Raw genomic sequence first — 19,988 nt, 5'->3', positions numbered from 1 at the left:
TGCACTCCGACAAACCCAGCAGGCTCTTTTTGCCGCGTCGTCGACCGTCGGAGCCAAGACGTGGCGCGTCGTCCAATGCCGATGACAGAAATCACCCGGAAATGCATCGTGATCACCGATGCCGATTTTTCTTGACGTGAATCGCTCGGAAAAGGCGCAAACGCCATTTCCTAACGATTTCTGTCAAGTTTCCGAAACAATTTCTGTAAATGCACTCTGATGGCGTGTTCGTTCAAGCCTGGCAAGCCGGGCGCGATAAATTTAATCCGATCTTAAAATGTTGATAATTTATATTATGTCAAATCACTGATGCTGTCTTCGGAACGCATCGCAAGTGCCTTCAGTCCGTTGATGGTTTAACCCGCCGCCCTCGGCAAATGCGTAAAGGAAAACTCCACGCGCTCCCCCTCATCGCCGAGGAAAGGTCCGAACGAGATCCAGCCGTGTCCCCACAGCGTGACCTCGTCGCGTCGAAGGATCAACTCATGGCCGCCGTCGATGGTGATGCGCGTGCCGTTCGAGCTGCAGTCGCGCAGCACGTACTGTCCCGCGCGGCACTCGACCGACGCGTGTACCCTCGAGGCGCGGCAATCGCGCACGACCACGCTCATATTCGCTCCGCGGCCGATAGTGGTCAGCGGCGACGCTTCGCTCATTTCCACGCATGCGTCACCATATCGCAGGGTCAGCAACGACGAACCAGGCAAGCCAGCCTGGCCATCCGCGCCATCTTGACCATTCCCCACGATCGTCAGATCGGTGCCCTGTTGCCAGATCGCTTCGAACAACTCCGTTGACTGCCGTTTTCCACGCATCCGAATCGGGTAAAGGTAGCGAGCCATCTCGCGCAATCTGGCGGACAGGCACTCGATCGCATCTTTGCTCGTGACGATCTGCCCCGGCGAAGCCATCCCGGTCAACCGGGCAGCCAGGTTCACCGTGTCACCGAACACGTCGCCTGTTTCGTCTGGCAAGACCGGGCCGTGGTGAAAGCCGATTCGCAGCGACATCGGCTGACCGGCCGCTGAAGGCAAGCCGGACACGGCCAGCTGCATGTCGATCGCAGCTTGCATTGCAAGTTCGGCGGAGGGAAACACCACCATGACTTCGTCGCCGATGGTCTTGACGATTCGCCCTCCCGCCGCTTCCGCACGCGATTTCATCAGCGCAATACACCGCGCAATCGCCTCGAAGGCAATCATGTCGCCGACAGTCTCGTAGAGCTCGGTACTGCGGCTTACGTCCGCAAACATCACGGATGCGTGGGACGTGGGATATTTCGGTTCATCATCCATGACCAGCCCGTCTTCAGGTCGTCAAACCGGCATCGGAGCGCTGTCCGTCAGCCAGTCCGTGCAGGGCTCCCGCTCACCAGTGTAGACGGTCGGATCAGCCGCCACAGGACATCGTGGATGAAGCGACAGCTGAGCATCGTTTCACCTCTATCCCGGTCTCTGCAACCCGAGCCGCCAGGCGAGATTCCCGCGTGCCCTCGCCTCGCAGCGAACATAGAAAAAATCCGTGCCATAGATTCGCGGCCGCGCGAGCAGGCTGCTCAGAATTGCCCGTTCCTGCAGATCGTACGTGTGATCGTCAATGTCGGCGCGTTCGGCTCTCAGACGTGCACCATCGTCGCGAAATCGACTGCGCGGCGCGCCAAGCACAGCCAGATCGACATCGCATGCGAAGCTCTCATCCAGTCTGGTCGGCACATCCGTGTGTCGGGTCGCGAGAACCAGTTCGCAGATAGGGTCACACGTCGCGATACGGCCGTCAGCCCAGCGCCGAAACCACTCTGCGCTGCGTTGCTCGTTGTCCGATGCGCCAGGCAGGTAGATCACGTCGTGGCACCACAGCGCAAGCTCGACGGCATCGGGATCCGGAATGGCGTTGTGCGCCAGATCGAAATAGCGCAGGCAGCGACGGATGTGACGCAAGGTGTGATAGCGACGAACGGCTTCCGCATAACGTTGCGCGAGATCGGCATAGACAGTCTCGCCGCGCACGCCGCCGTTGCGCGACCATAACGCGACGAAGCGTGTCTGCATCCGGTCCATCCCTACTCCTTTGTGCATCGCGCGACCCCAAAGCTTTCACGTGCCGCCGTCATCACCGCGCTCAGAGAAATTCCTTGCGAATATCGATGCTCGACTGCTGCCCGATACTCGAATAATGCTCTGTCAGCCACGCATCGGCTTCCCGTCGCCCGCAATCGCGCAGTTCACACAAGAAACCCCAATCGGCGTTGTACTTGCTGGACACGCCGAGCGCGCACATTGCAGCGTCGGAACGGATCGAATGGATCAGCATTTCCTTCATCTCGCCACGCTCGACTTTGCCTTGCTGAATCAGGTCAGTGACAAAAGCAATCGCACGCATTTCCCGCATCAGCGACGAATTGAAGCTGATCTCGCTGATCCGGTTGAGGATGTCGGCCGCCGTGATGGGCACGCCGAGCCGCACTAGCGGGTTGATGTGGATAATCACCACGTCACGTGTCTTGCAGTTGTAGATCAGGGGGTAGATGGCCGGGTTGCCCATGTAGCCACCGTCCCAGTAGTGCTCGCCTTCGATCGCCACCGCATGGAACAGCGTCGGCACGCACGCCGATGCCAGCACCGCGTCTGCACTGATGTCATGTTCCGTGAAGAGGCGTATTTTTCCGGTCTCGACGTTGGTCGCGCACAGGAACAACAGGATCGGACATTGCTTTCGCAACGCCGCAAAGTCGACCTGGCGTTCGAGCACCTCCCGCAGCGGGTTCAGATTGTGCGGATTCAACTGGTAGGGGGAAAACACGCGCAGCATCATGTCTGCGAACGCATAAAGCGGCGAATGGTCAAGTCCGAAGCTGTGCGTCCCCTTCAGCCACGGCACCCAGCGAAGCGGGTTATAACGCTCGGCCGACTCCGCGACGGCTTTCCAGAAGTCATGCAGCGCCTGTCGCGCCGCGCCCTCGCCCCCCGTCAACAATCCGTGCGCGAGCACCGCGCTGTTCATCGCACCCGCGCTGGTCGCGCTGACACCCTCGATCGCCAGCCGGCCGTCTTCCAGCAGGCGGTCGAGCACCCCCCACGTGAACGCGCCGTGCATCCCGCCGCCCTGCAATGCCAGTGCGACCGGCTTGGGCGCGGCCTGTTCTTGCTGATTGTTTTCCGTGGTCGCCATCTACGACCTCTTCTGACTCAGGTATGGTCGTCGCGCCGGGAAGCAGTCCAGCACGCCCTTATCTCGAGCGCATCATCGCTTCACGGTTCGCTCGATGCCAGCGTGTCAAGCAGGGCCGCGGCTTCCCGCAAGTCTCCCGTGTCAAAACCCTCGGTAAACCAATCGTAAACCCTGGACAGCACCTGCTTCGCCTCCTCGATCCTGCCGGCACGCTGCCACAGCCGGGCCAGGTCCGACGTCGCGCGCAACTCCAGCGATCTGGCGCCCTGCTCGCGCGCTACGGCGGCCGCCCTCCGAAGCCAGGCTTCCGACTCTTCACTGTACGCAGGCAGGTCGCGGCCGTCCAAGGCATCGACGCACATCGTTCCTTTGAGCCGATACAGTTCGGCCTCGAAACAATGCTCGCCAGTCGCGTTCATGATTGCCATGGCTTCTTCAAGCATCTCGATGCCGGCCTTCCGGTTTCCGGCCTTCCAGTATCGCTCGGCGAGGACGGCCAGAAAGTACGGACGCTGGTCCTCGCTGCCGCTGATCCGTTCGGCGTTCAATCCCTCGCGCATCTGAACGATTCCTTGCTCGAGGTCTTCCCGTTCGGTCAACGCCCAGCCCCTGAAGACAGTTCCCCACGCGTGCCAGAACGGCAGTCCCAGTTCGGTGGAAACGGTAATGGCCGCTTCAGCCCGTTCGCGGACCAGCGACGCTTCGCCCCGAAGCTGATGCAATTCGGCCGCATAAGCCAGTGCGAACGCCAGCGTCGGTCCGTACGCACACTTCCGGGCAAGGTCGAGCGCCTCCAGGCTCCGCTGGTGCGCCTGATCCGGATATCCCTGAAGCCACAGGATCAGGGACAGGAAGTTGAGCGCGCGGGCGCCCGGATCGACCCCATGCGTGAACGCATGGGCCTGATGCTGTTCAGGGTCGTAGAGCGCGATTGCCCTTTGTTCGTGTACGCGAGCCGCACCGAAGGCACCCTGGAGAAACAGGCAGGCACCGAGTGCGCCATGTGCCTCGACGAGCAAACTCGGATCTTTCGATTGCCGCGCCATGCGCAGCATGCGCTCCCCCAGGTCGCGGGCAGTCGCGTACTCTGCTCGTACCATGTAATAGATCCTGAGGCCGAGCAGCGCGGAAAAGAGTTGCGAGGTCTCGCCGAACTGCTCGCACAGGGCCAGCGCTCGCGTATAGGTCGCCGCCACCTCCGGTGCGCCATAGCCGCGCACGTCCATCAAGGCGGGACCGATCGCCAGCAATAAGGTCAGTTCCCGATGCGCACGAGCGGGTGTATCGGGCAATCGTTCGAGCAACCCCAAAGCCGCACCCAGGTGATGCAGCGCATCCAGATGCGCTGCATGTCGAAGCGCCTGCTGCGCGGCACGCTGGAGGTACTCCACGGCTTTCGGGACATTTCCGCTCATGCTGTAGTGATGCGCCAGTTCACCGCAGTAATCTGCGATGTGTGTGGGGAACAGTGCTTCGATGGCTTGTGCGGTGCGCTCATGCAACGCGCTGCGCCGCTCAGTCAGCAGCGAATGTCCGGCGAGTTCCTGCGTGAGCGCATGCTTGAACAGATATTCCACCTCCGGAAAAGCCGGTCGTTCGTAAATGAACTCCGCGGCCTCCAGATGGGCGAGAAGCTCGCGCAGATCGTCGTCCGTGCGCGCGAGGTGAGCGCTGCAGATGTGTTGAATCAGGCTGAACGGAAACTCCTTGCCGATCACCGAGAGTGTCTGCAGCAAGTCCTTCTCCGGGATGGGGAGCCTGTCAATACGCGCGGCCAGGACGCCCTGCACGGTAGTCGGAATGTGCAGGGCTACCGGCGTGTGTTCGATCCGGTAGTGCGCGGCTTCGCCGATGAGCGCTTTCTCCTCGATCAGCGTCTGCACCACTTCCTCGATGAAGAATGGATTGCCCTCCGTCTTCGCCAGGATGAGCTGCTTCAGTGAAATGAGGCTCGCGTCGTCCCCAAGCAGGGCCGTCAGGAGTCGCTGGGCCTCCGCCGGGCCGAGCGGTTCGAGCCGAAGCTGGCTGCAATCCCATACCGGCCGATATTCCGGCCGATAGTTCACGAGCAGCAGAATTCGCGAGCGCTGCACGTGCTCGACGAGGTACGCGAGGAAGGCTTCCGTTTCCCCGTCCAGCCATTGCAGATCTTCGAATACCAGCGCTATCGGCTGATCGTCGCTCTCGCGCGCCAAAAGCTGTGTGATCGCGGTGAGCGTCCGATCGCGCCTCAACCGTGGATCCATTTCCACCACCGCCGAAGCAGGCTCGCCGATACCGAGCAGATACAGCAGGTAAGGCACGAGATCTTCGAAACTGCGCTCGAGCGTCAGTGCCTTGCCGATGATTTTTTCGCGGCACCGCCGATCGTCGTCCTGAGCCGTGATCTGAAAGTAACTCTTCAAGAGCTCAATCAGAGGCAAGTTGGCGAAAGCCTTGCCGTGCGATACAGAGAACGTCTCCAACATCAGGCAGTCGCCTCGATACCGCTCCTTGAACTCGTGGAAGAGCCGGGACTTGCCAACCCCCGCTTCTCCGACCACGCCGACGACTTGCCCCCGGCCAGACCGAACCGTTTCGAGTGCCTGCTTCAGATGTTCCATCTCGAGTTCGCGGCCGACAAAGCGGGCAAGACCGCGATGCGCCGCCAATTGCAGCCGCGTACGCAGCGTACCCGGGCCGAGCACCTCATACACCGAAAGCGGATCGGGAATGCCCTTGATCTGGGCACCTCCCAACGCCTTGAAGGCGAAATAGCCTTCGGCCAGCTTGTGGGTCGATTCGCTGACCAGGATCGAGGTGGGGGTAGCCATCCCCTCCATGCGCGACGCGATGTGGATGGTATGCCCGACCGGATCGTACTCGGTGTGCAGATCGTCGGTACGAATGGAGCGCACCACGACTTCGCCGGTGTGGACGCCGACGCGGATCTGCAACGGAATGCCCTTCTCCAGACGAATGCGGTCGGCATGCAGGCGCATCGCATGTTGCATTCGTAGCGCGGCGAAAAGCGCGCGTTGCGGATGGTCTTCGTGTGCGATCGGCGCGCCAAACAGAGCGAGGATGCCGTCGCCCAGCGACTTCGCCACATAACCTTCGTAGTAGTGGACCGCCTCCATCATCAGTGCGACGACGGGTTCGATCAGGCGATGCGCCTCTTCTGGGTCCAGGTCGTGGATCAATGCCGTGGATCCCGCCATGTCCGCGAACATCGCAGAGACCGTTTTGCGTTCGCCGGCCGTCTCGCCTCTCGCTGCCATTGCTGCGTGCTCGGCACGTATACGTTCGGCAAGGTGATGTGGCGTATAAGCGACCGGCGCCGGCAGCGGTTTCGAGCCTGACCGTGCATCCGCGAGTGACGATGGGTCGCCGAGTGTCGCCCCGCATTCGCTGCAAAATCTCGCGGATGGCCGCGCCTCGTGTCCGCAGCGGGAACAGGTGCGTGTCAGCATGGTGCCGCAAGCTTCGCAGAAGCTGGCCCCGGTGAGATTCTCGAGCCCGCAGTTTGTGCAGCGCATATGACCTCTTTCCAGCCAAGGGCCAATACCTCACCATTATGCGCCGCATGCAACGATCGCTCGCAAATGTCGAGTCTCTCCGTCAGCCGTCCTTTAAAGGCGGGCTCCCGGCAGGCTCAGCCATATTCATCTGCGCTGCCACCCGCAGAGCTGCCACGATAACGCACGGAATTTGGATGAACATTTGCAAAGTCGAATCAACGATGATGTAGCTCGCCATGGTCGACGAGCCGCGCTAACGTTTTGTTCGCGCGGTTCAATATGCGCGATCACCACAACGCTCCGGCTCGAAACGCGGGCCGAACGTGATGCCGATTTTCCGCGAGGCGCAAACGCCACAGAAGGCGCAAGTGCGTGTAGATTAGGATCTTGTTGCGACCCGCCACAGTGTCTTCGAATCGGTCGCCATCGGAGTTAGTGCTGAAGTTGCACAGGAGCCGGCTTGAACATGAAACACAGCAAGAAAGGTCATCTCGAAGCCGCGGCGTCACACCACGAGCAGGCAGCGCGACATCATCGTGAGGCGTCGCGGCATTTCGAGGACGGTCGAGACTTTGCCCACGCCGCACATCAAGCGATGATAGCCCATGGACATACGTTGCATGCGATCGATCAGGCACGCGACGCTGGCGCGCACAGCGCCAACACGCCGTCGATAACGCCTCCATCAAGCGTCTCAGGCGTAAGTGCTGCGGACGTGGCAAAACATCATGCGGCTGCCGTGGAGCTTCACACACAGGCGGCGCAGCATATGCGCCATGCCGTCAAGCTCTTCGATCAGGATCGGAGCGCGGTCTCCCACGACGCACAGCTAGCACTCTCCCTTGCATTTCGCGCTTTGTCCCACGGCAACGAAGCAGCGAGACTATTTGTCATGCTCACTGCCGGTGGTGCTTCGTGAGTCAAGGTTGGTTGACTGCAAGCCAGTCACATCTTGTTTAATGGAGAATTCTGAGTGGTGCTGCGGTATCCGTTTAGACACACTGAACCGCTTTCTGCACTACATGCACACCCTACAGCACCGGGTTGTTGCGCGGATCTACGGTCGTGGGCCCGCCGTAAAATCCACGCATTGACAGGTATGGCGCAATCCGGCGGGCCACTCGCGACTAGGCCTTTCGCTCCAGCATGTCTGCTGCGATAGACTTCGCATGCGCTACGGCCTCTTGCGCGTCGGGGAATACACCGAGCTGCTCCCAGTACTCTTCGACTGCGTACGTTCCTTTCATACCGAGTGCTCTCTGAACACGCAGTTGCGCTGCGTACCTGCCGTCCTCCAGTGGTCGAGCAGTCGCTATTACCTTGTGTGGAAGGTCGGATCTTTCTGGCTGAACCAACTCTACTGGACCGCCAGGCAGGCCGATATCTTTCAACTCGTTCCTGATTTTGCAGTCCGGGCAGTAGAAGCACCACCCGCTTTCCTCGTGATTGGATCTGACCTGCCCGCGAGCCAGCACAGCACGACATTCAACGTTTTCGCAGATGAACGGCATAGCAGTTTCCCGAGTTGTTTGAAAGAAATCCTAGCATGTACCGACGGCCAATCATCGGCATTGTTGCTTTGCCTGAGGCTAAGGAAAACCCTCAAGTGGAAGCCGGTGAGGTCGCGCCCAAGGCCTCCTCGCAGTTGATCGCTCGTATCGGGGTTCGGTTTCCTCGAACCGTTATTCCCGATGCATGCAGCCTGATGTGATCCGCGCACTCACCATACGAGCAGGCCATTGGCCTGGATCGCTTCCGGGAGGCGTGGGGTGCTAAAGATAGCGGCCTTATCCCCGACCGCTAAAAGGCCGTGAAGATCTATCGACGCAGTGGAGACGACGTCCGCTGCCAACGCCTTGCGTGTCACGGGGCCTGTAGCTCTATGTCAAAGCTCATCGTGTTCGGTGCAGGCAAAGCGTCGCCTGCGATGCCCTGTCGACGTGGTCCCGTGAGCTGTTCCTTGAGCCAGCGGATGACGTATCGACGCTGATGCTCTGCGATCGACCGGAAATTAACGATGATCTGCGCGAAGGTCTGGTGGTCGGACAGCGTTTTCAGGTTGCCGTCGTAGATCGAGCGAAGCGTCCCGACGTCGGGCGACTGCACACCCAACTGCTGGCCGGGGTGTCGCAGGAGGACCGTTGGAATCTGCCTGTATGAAACGAGCGTCCGGCCTGTCATCCGTATGAACCCGACGTGCAATGCCATGGCCAGCCGGTAGAGATCGGAGCGGCGCGAATCGATGCTCGCGAGTTCGCGCCTGGAGAACGTGAAAAACGTGTTGAGCTCGAACTCACTGAGTCCACGCGGCACCTGCCGGATCCCGAGATAAGCCATTCGCCAGTGGTCGATCCCGAGTCTTTGCATCGACGAAGAGAGCGAGTCAGCGTAGCGACGCGCGACCAGTCGCGCTACAGTAGAAATCGGGATAGCTGTCGCGCGAGAAGCGACTAAGGATGGTGTCGGAACGCGGGATCGCGCGGCTGCCTGAGTCACTTTGACGCAATCGGTCTGTCCCAATCTGTTCCACTCCCGGCACACACTGCGCACCGTCCGTCTTCGTCGCATCCGATCACCCACGCCCCAGAGCCGAATGGCACCACCCTTGCATTCTTCGACCTTCCGGCATCGCGCCCAATCAAAGGAGATCCAGGATGAGTATCGATTTGACGTTCCGCGCCGGCGAAGCCACCGTGTTCGCCGCGCCCGGCCAGGCGACCGACGCCATGCCCGAGATTCTGATCGGCCGGGTCGACGGGCCCGTCGGCCATGCGTTCGCGAACATGATGGCACAGAGCAAAGGGCACACGGCCATGTTCGCCATTCGCGCCTGCAATCAGATGGTTCGGCCCGCCACGATGATCGTGCCCAAGGTGACGCTCAGGGACATGGCCACGATCGAGCTGTTCGGCGGCGTCGTGCAATCGGCCACGGCGGATGCGATCGTCGATTGCCTGATCGAAGGCATCTTGCCCAGGGACCAGGCGAACGAACTCTGCATCGTCAGTCTGGTGTGGATCGATCCGCGTTGCGCAACGGACGCGAATCTCGACAAGAAGGACATGTACCGCACGAATTACGAGGCGACCAAACTCGCGATTCAACGCGCAATGAACAACGAACCGAGCGTGGAGACGCTCATCGCCAACCGGCACACCATCAAGCACGACATGGACGACTGGAGCTAGACCGCGCACGTCCGCCACAACTCAAAGCGACAGCGAGCGCGCAGTGCGAGGCGCCGCTTGCTGTCGTTCTCCCATCGTGCATTTTCGACATCTGATACACGCCGCAAAAGCATAAGCACGCGGCATGACGCACCATAAGCGCATGTCAGTCCGGTGTGAGCCACTTTCGCAAAACGCTCGCCATCCCCTCCTACGACAACTACCCCCCGTTCGCGGTACTCTCCTATCCGGCACTTTTTCCGCACTAACGTATCCGCAAGTATCCGCAATGGTTTCGACAGGACCCGGTCCGATGCCCAACGACATTCCAGAACCCCAGGCCGTCTATGCACCGATTACGCGCAGCGCGATCTTCATCGTCGCGACGCTCGTCGATGGCGATGCGCATGCCGACACCGTGCGTGCATGGTGCGCAGACGTCGCCGCGCTCGTCCGCTCGGTCGGCAAGCGCGTTCCGTCCGGCAACCTGTCATGCGTGGTCGGCTTCGCCTCCGACGCATGGGACAGGCTCTTCGGCGCGCCCCGCCCTGCGCAGCTTCATCCGTTTCGCGAGTTCGGTCCGGGCGAGCGCCGTGCGATCGCCACGCCGGGCGACATCCTGCTGCACATCCGTGCGGACCAGATGGATCTGTGCTTCGAACTCGCAACCCAACTGATCGGCCGCCTCGGCGAAGCCGTGATGGTCGTCGACGAAGTGCAAGGTTTCCGCTATTTCGATCTGCGCAGCATGGTGGGTTTCGTCGACGGCACGGAGAATCCGACTGGCCGCGAAGCCGTCGACTTCACGATGATCGGCGACGAAGACCCGGAATTCACGGCAGGCAGCTATGTGCTCGTGCAGAAATACATCCACGACATGAAAGGCTGGAACGCGTTGCCGGTGGAGACGCAGGAACGCATCATCGGCCGCACGAAGCTGTCGGATATCGAACTCGACGACGCCGTCAAACCGACTTCGTCGCACAGTTCGCTGACGACGCTCGTCGAGAACGGACAGGAAGTGAAGATCCTGCGCGACAACATGCCTTTCGGGCGCCCCGGCTCGGGCGAGTTCGGCACGTATTTCATCGGTTATGCGCGCTCGCCCGAACCCATCGAAAAGATGCTGGAGAACATGTTCGTCGGGCGCCCGCCGGGCAACTACGACCGGCTGCTCGACTTCAGCCGCGCGGCGACGGGCGGACTCTTTTTCGTGCCTTCGGCGCCGCTGCTGGAAACGCTCGCGGACCGCAATCCGCAGCCCGACAGTTCGCACGGGAGCGCGAGCCCGGCTGCGCCTTCCGAAACCCTCGCATCCGCCGAGCCGCGCGTTGACGGCTCGCTGAATATCGGCTCTTTGAAAGGAACTGCCCAATATGAATAACCTGCATCGCGAGCTCGCCCCCATCTCCAGCGAAGCGTGGTCGCAAATCGAAGAAGAAGTGGCGCGCACGTTCAGGCGCTCCGTCGCCGGCCGGCGCGTGGTCGATGTCAAGGGCCCCGGCGGCGTCGATCTGTCGGCCGTCGGGACGGGACACCTGGCGAGCATTGCAGCGCCGCATCACGGCGTGAGCGCGAAGCTGTCCGAGGTGAAGGCGCTCGTGCAACTGACCGTGCCGTTCGAATTGTCGCGCGATGCAATCGACGCCGTCGAACGTGGCGCCAACGATTCGGACTGGCAGCCCGCAAAGGACGCTGCAAAAGAACTCGCCTATGCGGAAGACCGCGCGATCTTCGACGGCTACAAGGCGGCGGGCATCGTCGGCATTCGCGAGGGTTCGTCGAACACGTCGCTCACACTGCCCGCCGATGTCGCCGACTATCCGAACGCGATTGGCGGCGCACTGCAGCAGTTGCGTCTGGCGGGCGTCGACGGTCCCTACTCCGTGCTGCTCGGCGCCGATGCGTACACGGCGCTCGGCGAAGCAAGCGATCAAGGCTATCCCGTCATCGAGCACATCAAGCGGATCGTGAACGGCGACATCATCTGGGCGCCGGCGCTCGAAGGCGGCAGCGTGCTGTCGATGCGCGGCGGCGACTACGAACTGCATCTCGGCCAGGACGTGTCGATCGGCTACCAGAGCCATACCGACTCGACGGTGCGCCTCTACCTGCGCGAGACGCTGACCTTCCTGATGCTGACGAGCGAAGCATCGGTGTCGGTGGTGCCGGCGCAATAAGCTACGCCGATCGTCACTCACACGCGGTTCCGCATTCGCGGAGCCGCGCGTCTCCACATTCAACCCGGCCAGCTTTTGAGCACGGCGTGGGCGTGCCATTTTTCGATTTCCTGCGAGCAGAGGATACTGTGGACCGACCGGTCTCTAGACGAGATCCGCGCCGGTTCTGTCCCGCTCGTCTGTAGGAAACGGCCCTCGCCCTTCGTTCGATGCGATCGCATGCGACTTCGCACGCGTTTGCGGAATGCACAACGAACTCACGCGGCCAAACCGGGCAAGCCATACATGCAATTGCCCGGCTGCTGACAGCCTGCCAGACGAACCGCGTATCCAGGTTGCCATCTCACCCGTCTGCACCGTGCGTTCTGCCAAACTCATATCCGTGCTTGTGAAGCAGGACCTTGCAGACGGACCGGACTATTCAGGCTGGATGGCCCGGGAGGTACTGACGGCGCCACGGGCCCGCCCTCACCCGAGCTTGACGCGGGGGCGGGAGCAACGGCAGTCGGCTCCGCGTGCTGTACCGATGCGCCGACAAGGAAGCCTGTCGACACAAGGAAAATCAAGGCTGGTATAAGAAAAGCCACGGAATTCGCCTCGTTGGACAAAGACGTTGATCGAGTGCTGCCTCTGTGCCAAACACCGCTGTACAGATTGCAGCGTGGATCAGTCACACCATATTGCTAAGCTACCCACGGGAGCGGCGAATGAATTGACGTATATCAGCGTTCCTGCCAACCACACGCAAAATCGGCTTGCACGGCTCATCCGAATAGAGCATCAAGAAGCCGTCATCCGCCCAGTCCAATGATCGCCAGAGTGAGCGCAATGCCAAGCGCGATCATGACGAATCCTGCTTTGACTGCGCCTCCGCCTGTGTAGCGTCCAAGTGCAAAACCTGCACTGAAAAGCATCAGCAGTGTGAGCACGCGCGAGGCTATGAGTGCAGTTGTGTGATCATCGAAGATGATAAAGGGGATAGCGACAGGAAATGTTCCCAGAACAACGAGCAGAAAAATCCCCAGTGCGCCGAGGAAGTCGTCCCGAACGAACCTCGCTCGATCTGGCAGCGACAAAGCCGCCAGGCGAGCGCGAATTCGCTCGAGATCGGCATCCTCGACAACTGGTCCGAGCGCCTCGGGCAACGCGTCGCGCAGAGCACGCAGCGCCACGGACCGCTCGTTCTCGCCGCGCATGGCCCGCGCGAGTTTGAGGCGTTGCCCCCGATCGGCAAGCGTACGTACGAGATACATGACGGCGTCGGCAAGCCCCCACGCGAGATTGCATCCGAGTGCAGCAAAAAACATCTTGTGCCCGGCGTCGGCATCAGCGCTCACAGCCTTTACAGCACCGATGAACGTCAACGCCATGAATAGACCAAAGCACAGTTCGCAGACGCGGTCGACGGTGTTGAGAATTCTTCCCCGGCGTTCGGGTTCGGCATGTTCGAAGGGTGAAATCGTGCTCATGACGAGGCTCCGCACTCAGATACTTGTCGGCTCATTGCTCGATGCGTCGTCCTGCTTGCACGAGAGGTCATGCCAGGCAGCCAGCGTCTGTTCGAGATTGAGAAACATGCGCTCGTGTTCAAGGGTCTTGCCGAGCGGTGTCTTCTCGACCACGGCAAACACCTCCGGGCTCATACCGAGCAGCCAGACGGCAATCTTTTGTTCGCGGTACTTCTTTTCGGCTGTCGCGTAGGCCATCGCCTCGGGCAGCACCACGGCCGCCGCCGTCACACCGGCGACGACGTCCGGTTTGATCCACGATTTCTGATAGCCCTGTACCCATTCGAGAATCGGAAGGTGAAATTCCGGGCCGTGGTGCGGCAGAAAATGATCGCTCATGATCATGGGCCTCAAAATGTCGTCGCGCCAGTTGAAAGCAACGCTTCTGCGGGTTCGATCGGTCGAGTCGGACAGCCCTGCCCTGCTTCAGATCCGATGCCGCGAGTGATGAATCATTCTTTTTTTGCGGACGCACAGATGAGGAAACAACTCCTTCTCCAAAGGATGCGGTGTGGTACTCGACCGGTCTGAAGATCACGATAATCACGCGACCGCACCAGCGATTGACGCAGGTCAATTGCGGATGTTCTGTTAGCGGACGGTGTAGCCCATTTAGCCCGATCGACGCAGATGAAGACGATCATCGTGCTGAGAGCGTGCCACGCTCCGGGTGCTGCTGCGCTGTATTACGCGCCCCCTGAATCAGGTTCCGCGGTGCGCTCCGCATTGACATGGATCAATCGCGGTGACCTCGATCCGCGATGTGATGCCTGCATGAGCGCGCGGCCCATACGCGACTCCTCGATCTTTACGGCTACCGGTTCACAGAAACTTTGTGAGCCGTTCTTCTTCGCGCACGGTACTCAGGCAGAACTCGTTGCTTCCGCTCTGATGCTACGACAGCGTGACTCTGCAGCTTTGGAGATGACAGATGATCCTCATCGCCGCTTTCATCTCGATGACCTTCCTCTTCAGCCTGGTATCCCGGCGGCTGGAGCGAACGATACTCACTGCGCCGATATTGTTCACCGCGCTCGGTGCGTTGATGGCCACTTCGCAGGGAGCATTGAACGAACTCGCGATGGACAGGCAAGAACTGCTGCTGGTTGCCGAACTTGGTCTTGTTATGACGCTTTTCACCGATGCGTCACGCGTCCCGCCGCGTGTGCTCAAAGGTGAAACCAGTTTGCCGGTGCGTCTGCTAACCACGGGAATGCTGCTGACAATCGGACTTGGTGTGCTCGTCGCGATGGTTGTCTTCAGGACGCTCACCTGGTGGGAAGCGGGTATTCTGGCGGCCATACTGGCGCCGACTGACGCCGGGCTCGGACAGGTCATTGTGAACAGCCCGCGAGTCCCTCATCAGATCCGTCAGGCCTTGAATGTCGAGGCGGGCCTGAACGACGGACTCTCGGTCCCATTTCTGATGTTCTTCATCGCCTTGGCAGAGGCGCGCGAGACCAGCCGCGGCGGCTCAGTGTTGGGTCGTTTTCTGCTTGAGCAGCTCGGTTATGGAACACTCATCGGGCTCGGCGTCGGATTGCTCGGCGGATGGCTGCTCAGTCTCGCTCACCGCAAGGCATGGATGGCCGAACCCGCCACACAGCTTGGCGTAGTGGCGCTGCCACTTGCCTGCGTCGTGGCTTCGGAGGCGACGGGCGCAAGCATGTTCATTGCAGCATTCGTGGCCGGCCTGGCGACTCAGTCCGGCTTTCGCGAAGTGGGTGAACATGGCGTCGAGTTTACAGAGGACTGTGGCCAACTCTTCAACTATTTTGTGTTCTTTCTCTTTGGCCTTCTCGTCACCCGCGTCTGGGCGCAGTTCAGCTTTGCGATTCTGGCGTACGCCGTGCTGAGTCTGACGTTGATTCGCATGGTCCCGGTCGCAATCGCGCTCAGAGGCACGCATCTCAGTCGGCCGACAACGCTATTTATGGGGTGGTTTGGTCCGCGAGGACTGGCATCGATTGTTCTCGGACTTGTCTATCTCGAAGGAGAAGCCGACCTGCCGGGAGAGCCGATCATCAGACTCGCTGTCATGGCGACGGTTTTGCTCAGCATATTCGCTCACGGACTGACGGCGCTTCCCGCGATCGGCAGCTATGCAAAGGCGGTTGCCAACCTTGGCGAGGATGCGCCCGAGCATGCGCCCGACGTGCTCGACGTTCATCACGCGACTGCTGATGGGACCTGACGCAGCCCGCGTATGTGACTGTATAAGGCGTCTGACTGTATACGCGAAGACGGTTGGGTATAGATGTACTGAAGGGCTCTTCGCATAGCGGCGCTTTCCGCAGCACGTAGCAGCACGTAGCAGCATGTAGTGGCACGATGACTGAAAGATCGGGAGGCTGTATGCGAAGCCGGCATGACGCAACCGTCAGCTATGTGAGCCTTCAGGGCACTCTGAGCATTCCTGCCAGGGCCAATGCCATTGTGGTGTTCGCGCACGGCGGCGGAAGCTGGCGGCTGAATTATCGCACTCAGCAGACAGCAAAGGCTTTGCAACAGGCCGGTATTGCGACCTTGCTATTCGACCTGCTCACATACGGTGAACAGGCCGATGACAGTGTGACGGCCGGGTACCGTTTCGATATTCCACTGCTCGCGCGCCGACTCGCAGGAACGCTGGCATGGCTACGCGAGCAGCACGATGCGTCGACGCTTTCCATTGGGCTTTTCGGTGTGAGCACGGGCGCAGCGGCCGCGCTGGTGGCTTCCGGAAACCTGCCTGAGGTTCGGGCAATCGTGTCGCGCGGAGGCCGCCCCGATCTGGCCCGGGAAGCGTTGTCGCTCGTGACCGCACCCACGCTCATGATAGTCGGGGAGTTCGACGAAGAAGCCATCCGTCTGAACCGCGGGGCAGCGGAGCAGATGGCTTGCGTGCGCGACCTCGAAATCGTACGGGGCGCGACACATCTTTTCGAGGAACCGGGCACGCTCGAAACGGTGGAACGGCTCGCCGTCCAATGGTTCGCGTCGCACCTGGCACCCTCACGCGAGGATTAAGCCGATCTTCGCGCTCAGCGTGGCAGGCGCGCCCCGTTGCAGCGCAAAGCCCTGACCGCCGCAAAACGCTGTTCATTCTCAACCACGTCGTCTGCACACCGAGACGGGCATACAGTCGATATGAAACATTGCTGCGATCGCATATCGCCTTCAGTGAGGAGGCGCTGCACCGGGCGAAATGCGAATAGCCGTCGCTTCGACAAAATCGACGCGCACGCTGTCGCCGACCTTAAGTCCGTTCAGAAGACCTTCGGAAGATGCTTCGAGCGTCAACGTTCTGGTCGGATCTCGCAGCGTCAGCAAGCGATTCGTGCGATCGATCTTTTCGACGGTCGCCACTGCCTGAACTCTGTGCATCGACAACGACGACTCCACGGACTGTGCAGTGCTGAATCCACTGTCGATGCGCTCGCGAATACCGTCCGTCGGTGTCTTTCCCGCACGAAGCAGAAGCGCGCGGCTGTAAGTGATGGAAACTGCATCGCCTGTTTTCAGGGTACTGACATCTCCAATCGACGGGTCCACCAGAATATCGATCGGCTCGCCGCTCTCCTGCATAAGCGTCATGCTGTTACGCGTCGTATCGATCCCGAATACGATGGCCCTCGTCCTCGTGACGCTGGTGCCGGAGAACGGCTTCGACTGTTCGACATCGGTAGCCTGGTCCTGGCCTGCTGCATCGATTGTCGCGCCTATGCCCGACAACAGGGCAATCATGCAGACGAGGCTCCGGCACGGCCATTGCACATTCATAAGCTCTCTCCAATGCGAGACTACATGGCGCCGGCGGCCACCATCCGACCGTAAGGCACACGGTGTTTGCCGGCGGCGATATTGAACTTCGCGCGCTAAGGGATGCCCTCGTCCATGCGTTTGCCGGAGTCGCGCGGCACTTGCCCGGGACCCTCTTCGGCAGGATTCGCGAACGCTCCAACGTGCGATGCGGTAATGGCCGTCAAAAATATGATGTCGCGTGCGCTTTCGGGCATCTTCGCGATCGCGTGCAGCGTAACTCTCGTCGTCCAGCACACGTCGGATGGCGTCGCGGTGGATGGCCGTCGTGTGTATGCCCCATAGCGGTCCAGACTCGCCGTATCCGCATCCAGCTCGATGACGATTGCGCGGGACAGTTCCTCCATCGCACCCGCGTATTCCTGCGGTGTCGGCAGCCGGACGGGCGCGTCGGACATACTGCTGACCAATACTCTGTAAAGGAGCTGCAGGTAGAGCGCCGCATCCGCATCGGACATTTCCCCTAGCGTGATGTGATTCATCACCGCGTTCATATCGACAAGTCCAAAGCAGTTGACGGGAACAAACTCATCGAGCAGGCGAGTGAACAATTGCAAATACAGCAGCCGCACCTGCGGAGTCACGCGTGCAAGCCCGCTCGACATCAGTGCTTCGCGCTTGCCCTCGTCCAGGAAAATCCGTTCAAGTAAAGCGGGGCCGCCACCCATTCGCATCGCGATGTCCGGGTCATGCAACACCATCTCGAACCATGCCGTGAGCATGTGCGCTTTCGCCGAGCCTGGGGCGATTCCGTTCTGAGTCAGCGTCCTGTCCAGGTTGGACATCTCAGGGGTAGCAGGACTCGCCAGCGCGGAGTGCGGATCGGGCAACCCGGCATGAGCGCGTTCGCTGATTGCGGCGTTTCCCGGGGACGCCCACAGGACTGTGCACCACACCGCCAGAAAGAGCGCCTTCCTCTTCGCCGTCACAAAGCCTTTTCGGATCACAACTTTCTCCGGTAAAGCCCAAGGCTCGAAATCTGAAGCAGAGGCGGCCGCTCCCGTCGGCCCCTACTCCCCTGTTTGCGCGTCGATCCGGCCTTCCCGAATGGCCTGAATAAACGCCCGGTAATCGCGGCGGTTTTGCGAACTGTACTCGGTCGCAAACTCCGTGATTGCGTCGTCGAACGTCTGGCCCGAACCCATGTAGCCCGCGATCGTCGCCGCATCCCCGGACCGCGCGTGAGCCCGCGCCAACGCATGCGCGCACATGCGCGCGTACTGCCTGAGCATGCCCGCATCGAGCGCCTCGATGATCACCGACATCTTCATGTCGCGCAGTTGGCGAATATAGAAGTGGCGTCCGTTTTCTCCCCGGCTCCAGCCGAGAAACACGTCGCTCGCGGCCTGCATGATGCGCTGGCCGGCGATCACGCGCTCGCCGTGATTCGCATGCAGGCTCTTGCCCGCGTAGGCTTCGAGCACCGACGCCCGCGCCTCCTTGACCTGCAGCAGCAAGGGATCGTTGTCCGCCGCCATGAACAGACCGACGCCGCACATGGTGCCGACGCTTCCCACGCCGACCACCTTGAGCGCGAGATCGACGAAGTGAAACCGGTCAAACAGAATACGTACGTGCTCGGGGAGGCTCTCGCGATACGATGCGATCGCGTCGGCATACCCGGACTCCAGACCTGGGGCTAACTCCCCGGAAGGATGAAATATGAGCGGCGGCTCGTCCTTGATCCGGGGCTGCGCGCCCTCTTCCGTTACCAGCTTCGGATAGAGATGATCCGGCACGGTCTTGCGGCGCTCTATTTCGATCCGTTCCAATATCCGTTTGCGAGCCGCTTCGACCACCTCGGGATCGCCCGACCGGTCCCTATACTTTTGCAGGTCGATTTTGTCGTACCAGACATCGAGCGCACGCATCGAGGAGTAATCGTGCATGCGTTCGCGGTACTCGCGTACGAGTTCCGTGGCGATGTGCGTCGTGTCGCTATAGGCCAGTTCCAGATGCTGCCCCGCGATCACGACGCTGGTCGCAAGACGTTTCAGATCCCATTCGAATGGCGCCGGCAGCGTTTCGTCGAGATCGTTGACGTCGAAGATCACATTGCGCTCGGGTGTAGCGAAACCGCCGAAGTTCATCAGATGCGCGTCGCCGCATGCCTGCACGCGCAAGCCGCTCGTCGGCGTCGTTGCCAGATCGGCCGCCATGACGATGGCCGCCCCGCGATAGAACGCGAACGGCGAAGCGGACATACGTCCGAAGCGGATCGGAACCAGACTCGGGATGCGACCTTCGTTAGACAATTCGAGAAGCTCGATGGGATCGCGGCGTTGCGCAGGAAGCTTCCATCCGGCCTGTGCCCGTCTGGAAACATTGTCGCGTAACAGTCGCCCCTCCGCCGCCCTCTCATCCGGCGTGCGATATCCGCCAGACGTTGCGTGCGCGTTATGTGCGGCCTTGCGCGAAACAGCTTTGTCCATCGCGTCCCCCTACGAATCTCACGGCATTTCTTTCCGTGCAAATCACGATACGCATGCGACCAACCGCGTGGTTGATGCAGGTCAACACTTCGAGAACGTGATCGCCGACGATAAGCGCGCATTTCCTGTGTTATGCCGTCGGCAGTGAATGAATCCGCTTCTGCATGAAAATGGCTTGATGCGGCTATATCGAGAAGCCGCGCGGCCAGCCAGTCTCCCTTCATTTCCTTCG

The 19,988-nt window shown here is 60.6% G+C and carries 16 protein-coding genes and 1 pseudogene; 6 read left to right on the top strand and 11 right to left on the bottom strand.

The window, feature by feature from the left end; translation table 11 throughout:
* Positions 1 to 356: 356 nt before the first annotated feature.
* From FRZ40_RS29925 to FRZ40_RS29910, 4 genes are all read right to left on the bottom strand, one after another.
* Complete coding sequence (locus FRZ40_RS29925; protein ID WP_035542745.1) at positions 357 to 1,295, bottom strand: adenylate/guanylate cyclase domain-containing protein; 939 nt, start codon at positions 1,293 to 1,295, stop codon at positions 357 to 359.
* A 147-nt stretch (positions 1,296 to 1,442) separates the two neighbouring features.
* Complete coding sequence (locus tag FRZ40_RS29920) at positions 1,443 to 2,057, bottom strand: HD domain-containing protein (protein ID WP_028368618.1); 615 nt, start codon at positions 2,055 to 2,057, stop codon at positions 1,443 to 1,445.
* A gap of 61 nt (positions 2,058 to 2,118) precedes the next feature.
* Entirely contained in the window at positions 2,119 to 3,168 is a 1,050-nt protein-coding gene (locus FRZ40_RS29915) for a patatin-like phospholipase family protein (RefSeq protein WP_147236509.1), read from the bottom strand.
* 80 nt (positions 3,169 to 3,248) lie between these two features.
* Positions 3,249 to 6,686 carry an adenylate/guanylate cyclase domain-containing protein gene (locus tag FRZ40_RS29910; protein WP_147236508.1) on the bottom strand — a complete coding sequence of 1,146 codons (3,438 nt, stop codon included), beginning with the start codon at positions 6,684 to 6,686 and terminating at the stop codon, positions 3,249 to 3,251.
* Between the two features lie 448 nt (positions 6,687 to 7,134).
* On the opposite strand from FRZ40_RS29910, the gene FRZ40_RS44155 reads away from it, so the two are divergent.
* Positions 7,135 to 7,587, top strand: a complete 453-nt coding sequence (locus FRZ40_RS44155) for a hypothetical protein (protein WP_158647041.1) — start codon at positions 7,135 to 7,137, stop codon at positions 7,585 to 7,587.
* A 208-nt stretch (positions 7,588 to 7,795) separates the two neighbouring features.
* Here FRZ40_RS44155 and FRZ40_RS45210 read toward each other — a convergent pair whose 3' ends face one another.
* Together FRZ40_RS45210 and FRZ40_RS29900 are read right to left on the bottom strand one after the other, a co-directional pair.
* Positions 7,796 to 8,179, bottom strand: coding sequence for a hypothetical protein (locus FRZ40_RS45210; RefSeq protein ID WP_028368622.1), 384 nt, complete (start codon positions 8,177 to 8,179; stop codon positions 7,796 to 7,798).
* Positions 8,180 to 8,585: 406 nt separating this feature from the next.
* Positions 8,586 to 9,020, bottom strand: a pseudogene (locus FRZ40_RS29900) (DUF4158 domain-containing protein); the annotation flags it as partial.
* Between the two features lie 302 nt (positions 9,021 to 9,322).
* Here FRZ40_RS29900 and fae point away from each other — a divergent pair.
* The 3 genes from fae (at position 9,323) to FRZ40_RS29885 (ending at position 12,015) form a co-directional block, all read left to right on the top strand.
* Positions 9,323 to 9,856 (top strand): formaldehyde-activating enzyme, encoded by a 534-nt coding sequence (fae, locus tag FRZ40_RS29895; RefSeq protein ID WP_147236507.1) that lies wholly within the window; start codon positions 9,323 to 9,325, stop codon positions 9,854 to 9,856.
* Positions 9,857 to 10,148: 292 nt separating this feature from the next.
* A complete protein-coding gene (locus FRZ40_RS29890; RefSeq protein WP_147236506.1) occupies positions 10,149 to 11,219 on the top strand; it encodes a Dyp-type peroxidase in 1,071 nt (356 codons plus the stop codon).
* Complete coding sequence (locus FRZ40_RS29885) at positions 11,212 to 12,015, top strand: family 1 encapsulin nanocompartment shell protein (protein WP_028368625.1); 804 nt, start codon at positions 11,212 to 11,214, stop codon at positions 12,013 to 12,015. The genes FRZ40_RS29890 and FRZ40_RS29885 overlap by 8 nt, the downstream gene beginning before the upstream one ends.
* Before the next feature lie 791 nt (positions 12,016 to 12,806).
* Here the strand turns inward: FRZ40_RS29885 and FRZ40_RS29880 are convergent.
* Both FRZ40_RS29880 and FRZ40_RS44725 read right to left on the bottom strand, forming a co-directional pair.
* Positions 12,807 to 13,484, bottom strand: coding sequence for a VIT1/CCC1 transporter family protein (locus FRZ40_RS29880; RefSeq protein ID WP_147236505.1), 678 nt, complete (start codon positions 13,482 to 13,484; stop codon positions 12,807 to 12,809).
* A 15-nt stretch (positions 13,485 to 13,499) separates the two neighbouring features.
* Positions 13,500 to 13,862: a hypothetical protein gene (locus FRZ40_RS44725; RefSeq protein WP_193567045.1), complete on the bottom strand. Its 363-nt coding sequence runs from the start codon at positions 13,860 to 13,862 to the stop codon at positions 13,500 to 13,502.
* 592 nt (positions 13,863 to 14,454) lie between these two features.
* On the opposite strand from FRZ40_RS44725, the gene FRZ40_RS29870 reads away from it, so the two are divergent.
* Positions 14,455 to 15,717: a cation:proton antiporter gene (locus FRZ40_RS29870; protein ID WP_147236504.1), complete on the top strand. Its 1,263-nt coding sequence runs from the start codon at positions 14,455 to 14,457 to the stop codon at positions 15,715 to 15,717.
* A 161-nt stretch (positions 15,718 to 15,878) separates the two neighbouring features.
* Positions 15,879 to 16,532, top strand: coding sequence for a dienelactone hydrolase family protein (locus tag FRZ40_RS29865; protein ID WP_147236503.1), 654 nt, complete (start codon positions 15,879 to 15,881; stop codon positions 16,530 to 16,532).
* Positions 16,533 to 16,682: 150 nt separating this feature from the next.
* Here FRZ40_RS29865 and FRZ40_RS29860 read toward each other — a convergent pair whose 3' ends face one another.
* The 3 genes from FRZ40_RS29860 to FRZ40_RS29850 all read right to left on the bottom strand — a co-directional run bounded on the left by FRZ40_RS29860 (position 16,683) and on the right by FRZ40_RS29850 (position 19,756).
* Complete coding sequence (locus FRZ40_RS29860; protein WP_147236502.1) at positions 16,683 to 17,249, bottom strand: copper-binding protein; 567 nt, start codon at positions 17,247 to 17,249, stop codon at positions 16,683 to 16,685.
* A 131-nt stretch (positions 17,250 to 17,380) separates the two neighbouring features.
* A complete protein-coding gene (locus FRZ40_RS29855; RefSeq protein ID WP_147236501.1) occupies positions 17,381 to 18,271 on the bottom strand; it encodes a hypothetical protein in 891 nt (296 codons plus the stop codon).
* 63 nt (positions 18,272 to 18,334) lie between these two features.
* Positions 18,335 to 19,756, bottom strand: coding sequence for a DUF2252 domain-containing protein (locus FRZ40_RS29850; protein ID WP_147236500.1), 1,422 nt, complete (start codon positions 19,754 to 19,756; stop codon positions 18,335 to 18,337).
* Positions 19,757 to 19,988 lie beyond the last annotated feature (232 nt).

The organism is Paraburkholderia azotifigens (assembly GCF_007995085.1).
In the GTDB taxonomy this organism is placed as follows: Bacteria; Pseudomonadota; Gammaproteobacteria; order Burkholderiales; family Burkholderiaceae; genus Paraburkholderia; species Paraburkholderia azotifigens.
Note: the sequence above shows the minus strand (reverse complement) of the source record. Positions and strands in the feature narration are given on the sequence as shown.

What these genes read in the sequence shown, in the direction of transcription:
- FRZ40_RS29915 (WP_147236509.1), bottom strand. Translation starts at nt 3,168, where the DNA reads ATGGCGACCACGGAAAACAATCAGCAAGAACAGGCCGCGCCCAAGCCG.
- FRZ40_RS45210 (WP_028368622.1), bottom strand. Translation starts at nt 8,179, where the DNA reads ATGCCGTTCATCTGCGAAAACGTTGAATGTCGTGCTGTGCTGGCTCGC.
- FRZ40_RS44155 (WP_158647041.1), top strand. Translation starts at nt 7,135, where the DNA reads ATGAAACACAGCAAGAAAGGTCATCTCGAAGCCGCGGCGTCACACCAC.
- FRZ40_RS44725 (WP_193567045.1), bottom strand. Translation starts at nt 13,862, where the DNA reads ATGAGCGATCATTTTCTGCCGCACCACGGCCCGGAATTTCACCTTCCG.
- FRZ40_RS29890 (WP_147236506.1), top strand. Translation starts at nt 10,149, where the DNA reads ATGCCCAACGACATTCCAGAACCCCAGGCCGTCTATGCACCGATTACG.
- FRZ40_RS29925 (WP_035542745.1), bottom strand. Translation starts at nt 1,295, where the DNA reads ATGGATGATGAACCGAAATATCCCACGTCCCACGCATCCGTGATGTTT.
- fae (WP_147236507.1), top strand. Translation starts at nt 9,323, where the DNA reads ATGAGTATCGATTTGACGTTCCGCGCCGGCGAAGCCACCGTGTTCGCC.
- FRZ40_RS29865 (WP_147236503.1), top strand. Translation starts at nt 15,879, where the DNA reads ATGCGAAGCCGGCATGACGCAACCGTCAGCTATGTGAGCCTTCAGGGC.
- FRZ40_RS29920 (WP_028368618.1), bottom strand. Translation starts at nt 2,057, where the DNA reads ATGGACCGGATGCAGACACGCTTCGTCGCGTTATGGTCGCGCAACGGC.
- FRZ40_RS29885 (WP_028368625.1), top strand. Translation starts at nt 11,212, where the DNA reads ATGAATAACCTGCATCGCGAGCTCGCCCCCATCTCCAGCGAAGCGTGG.
- FRZ40_RS29860 (WP_147236502.1), bottom strand. Translation starts at nt 17,249, where the DNA reads ATGATTGCCCTGTTGTCGGGCATAGGCGCGACAATCGATGCAGCAGGC.
- FRZ40_RS29870 (WP_147236504.1), top strand. Translation starts at nt 14,455, where the DNA reads ATGATCCTCATCGCCGCTTTCATCTCGATGACCTTCCTCTTCAGCCTG.
- FRZ40_RS29850 (WP_147236500.1), bottom strand. Translation starts at nt 19,756, where the DNA reads ATGGACAAAGCTGTTTCGCGCAAGGCCGCACATAACGCGCACGCAACG.
- FRZ40_RS29880 (WP_147236505.1), bottom strand. Translation starts at nt 13,484, where the DNA reads ATGAGCACGATTTCACCCTTCGAACATGCCGAACCCGAACGCCGGGGA.
- FRZ40_RS29910 (WP_147236508.1), bottom strand. Translation starts at nt 6,686, where the DNA reads ATGCGCTGCACAAACTGCGGGCTCGAGAATCTCACCGGGGCCAGCTTC.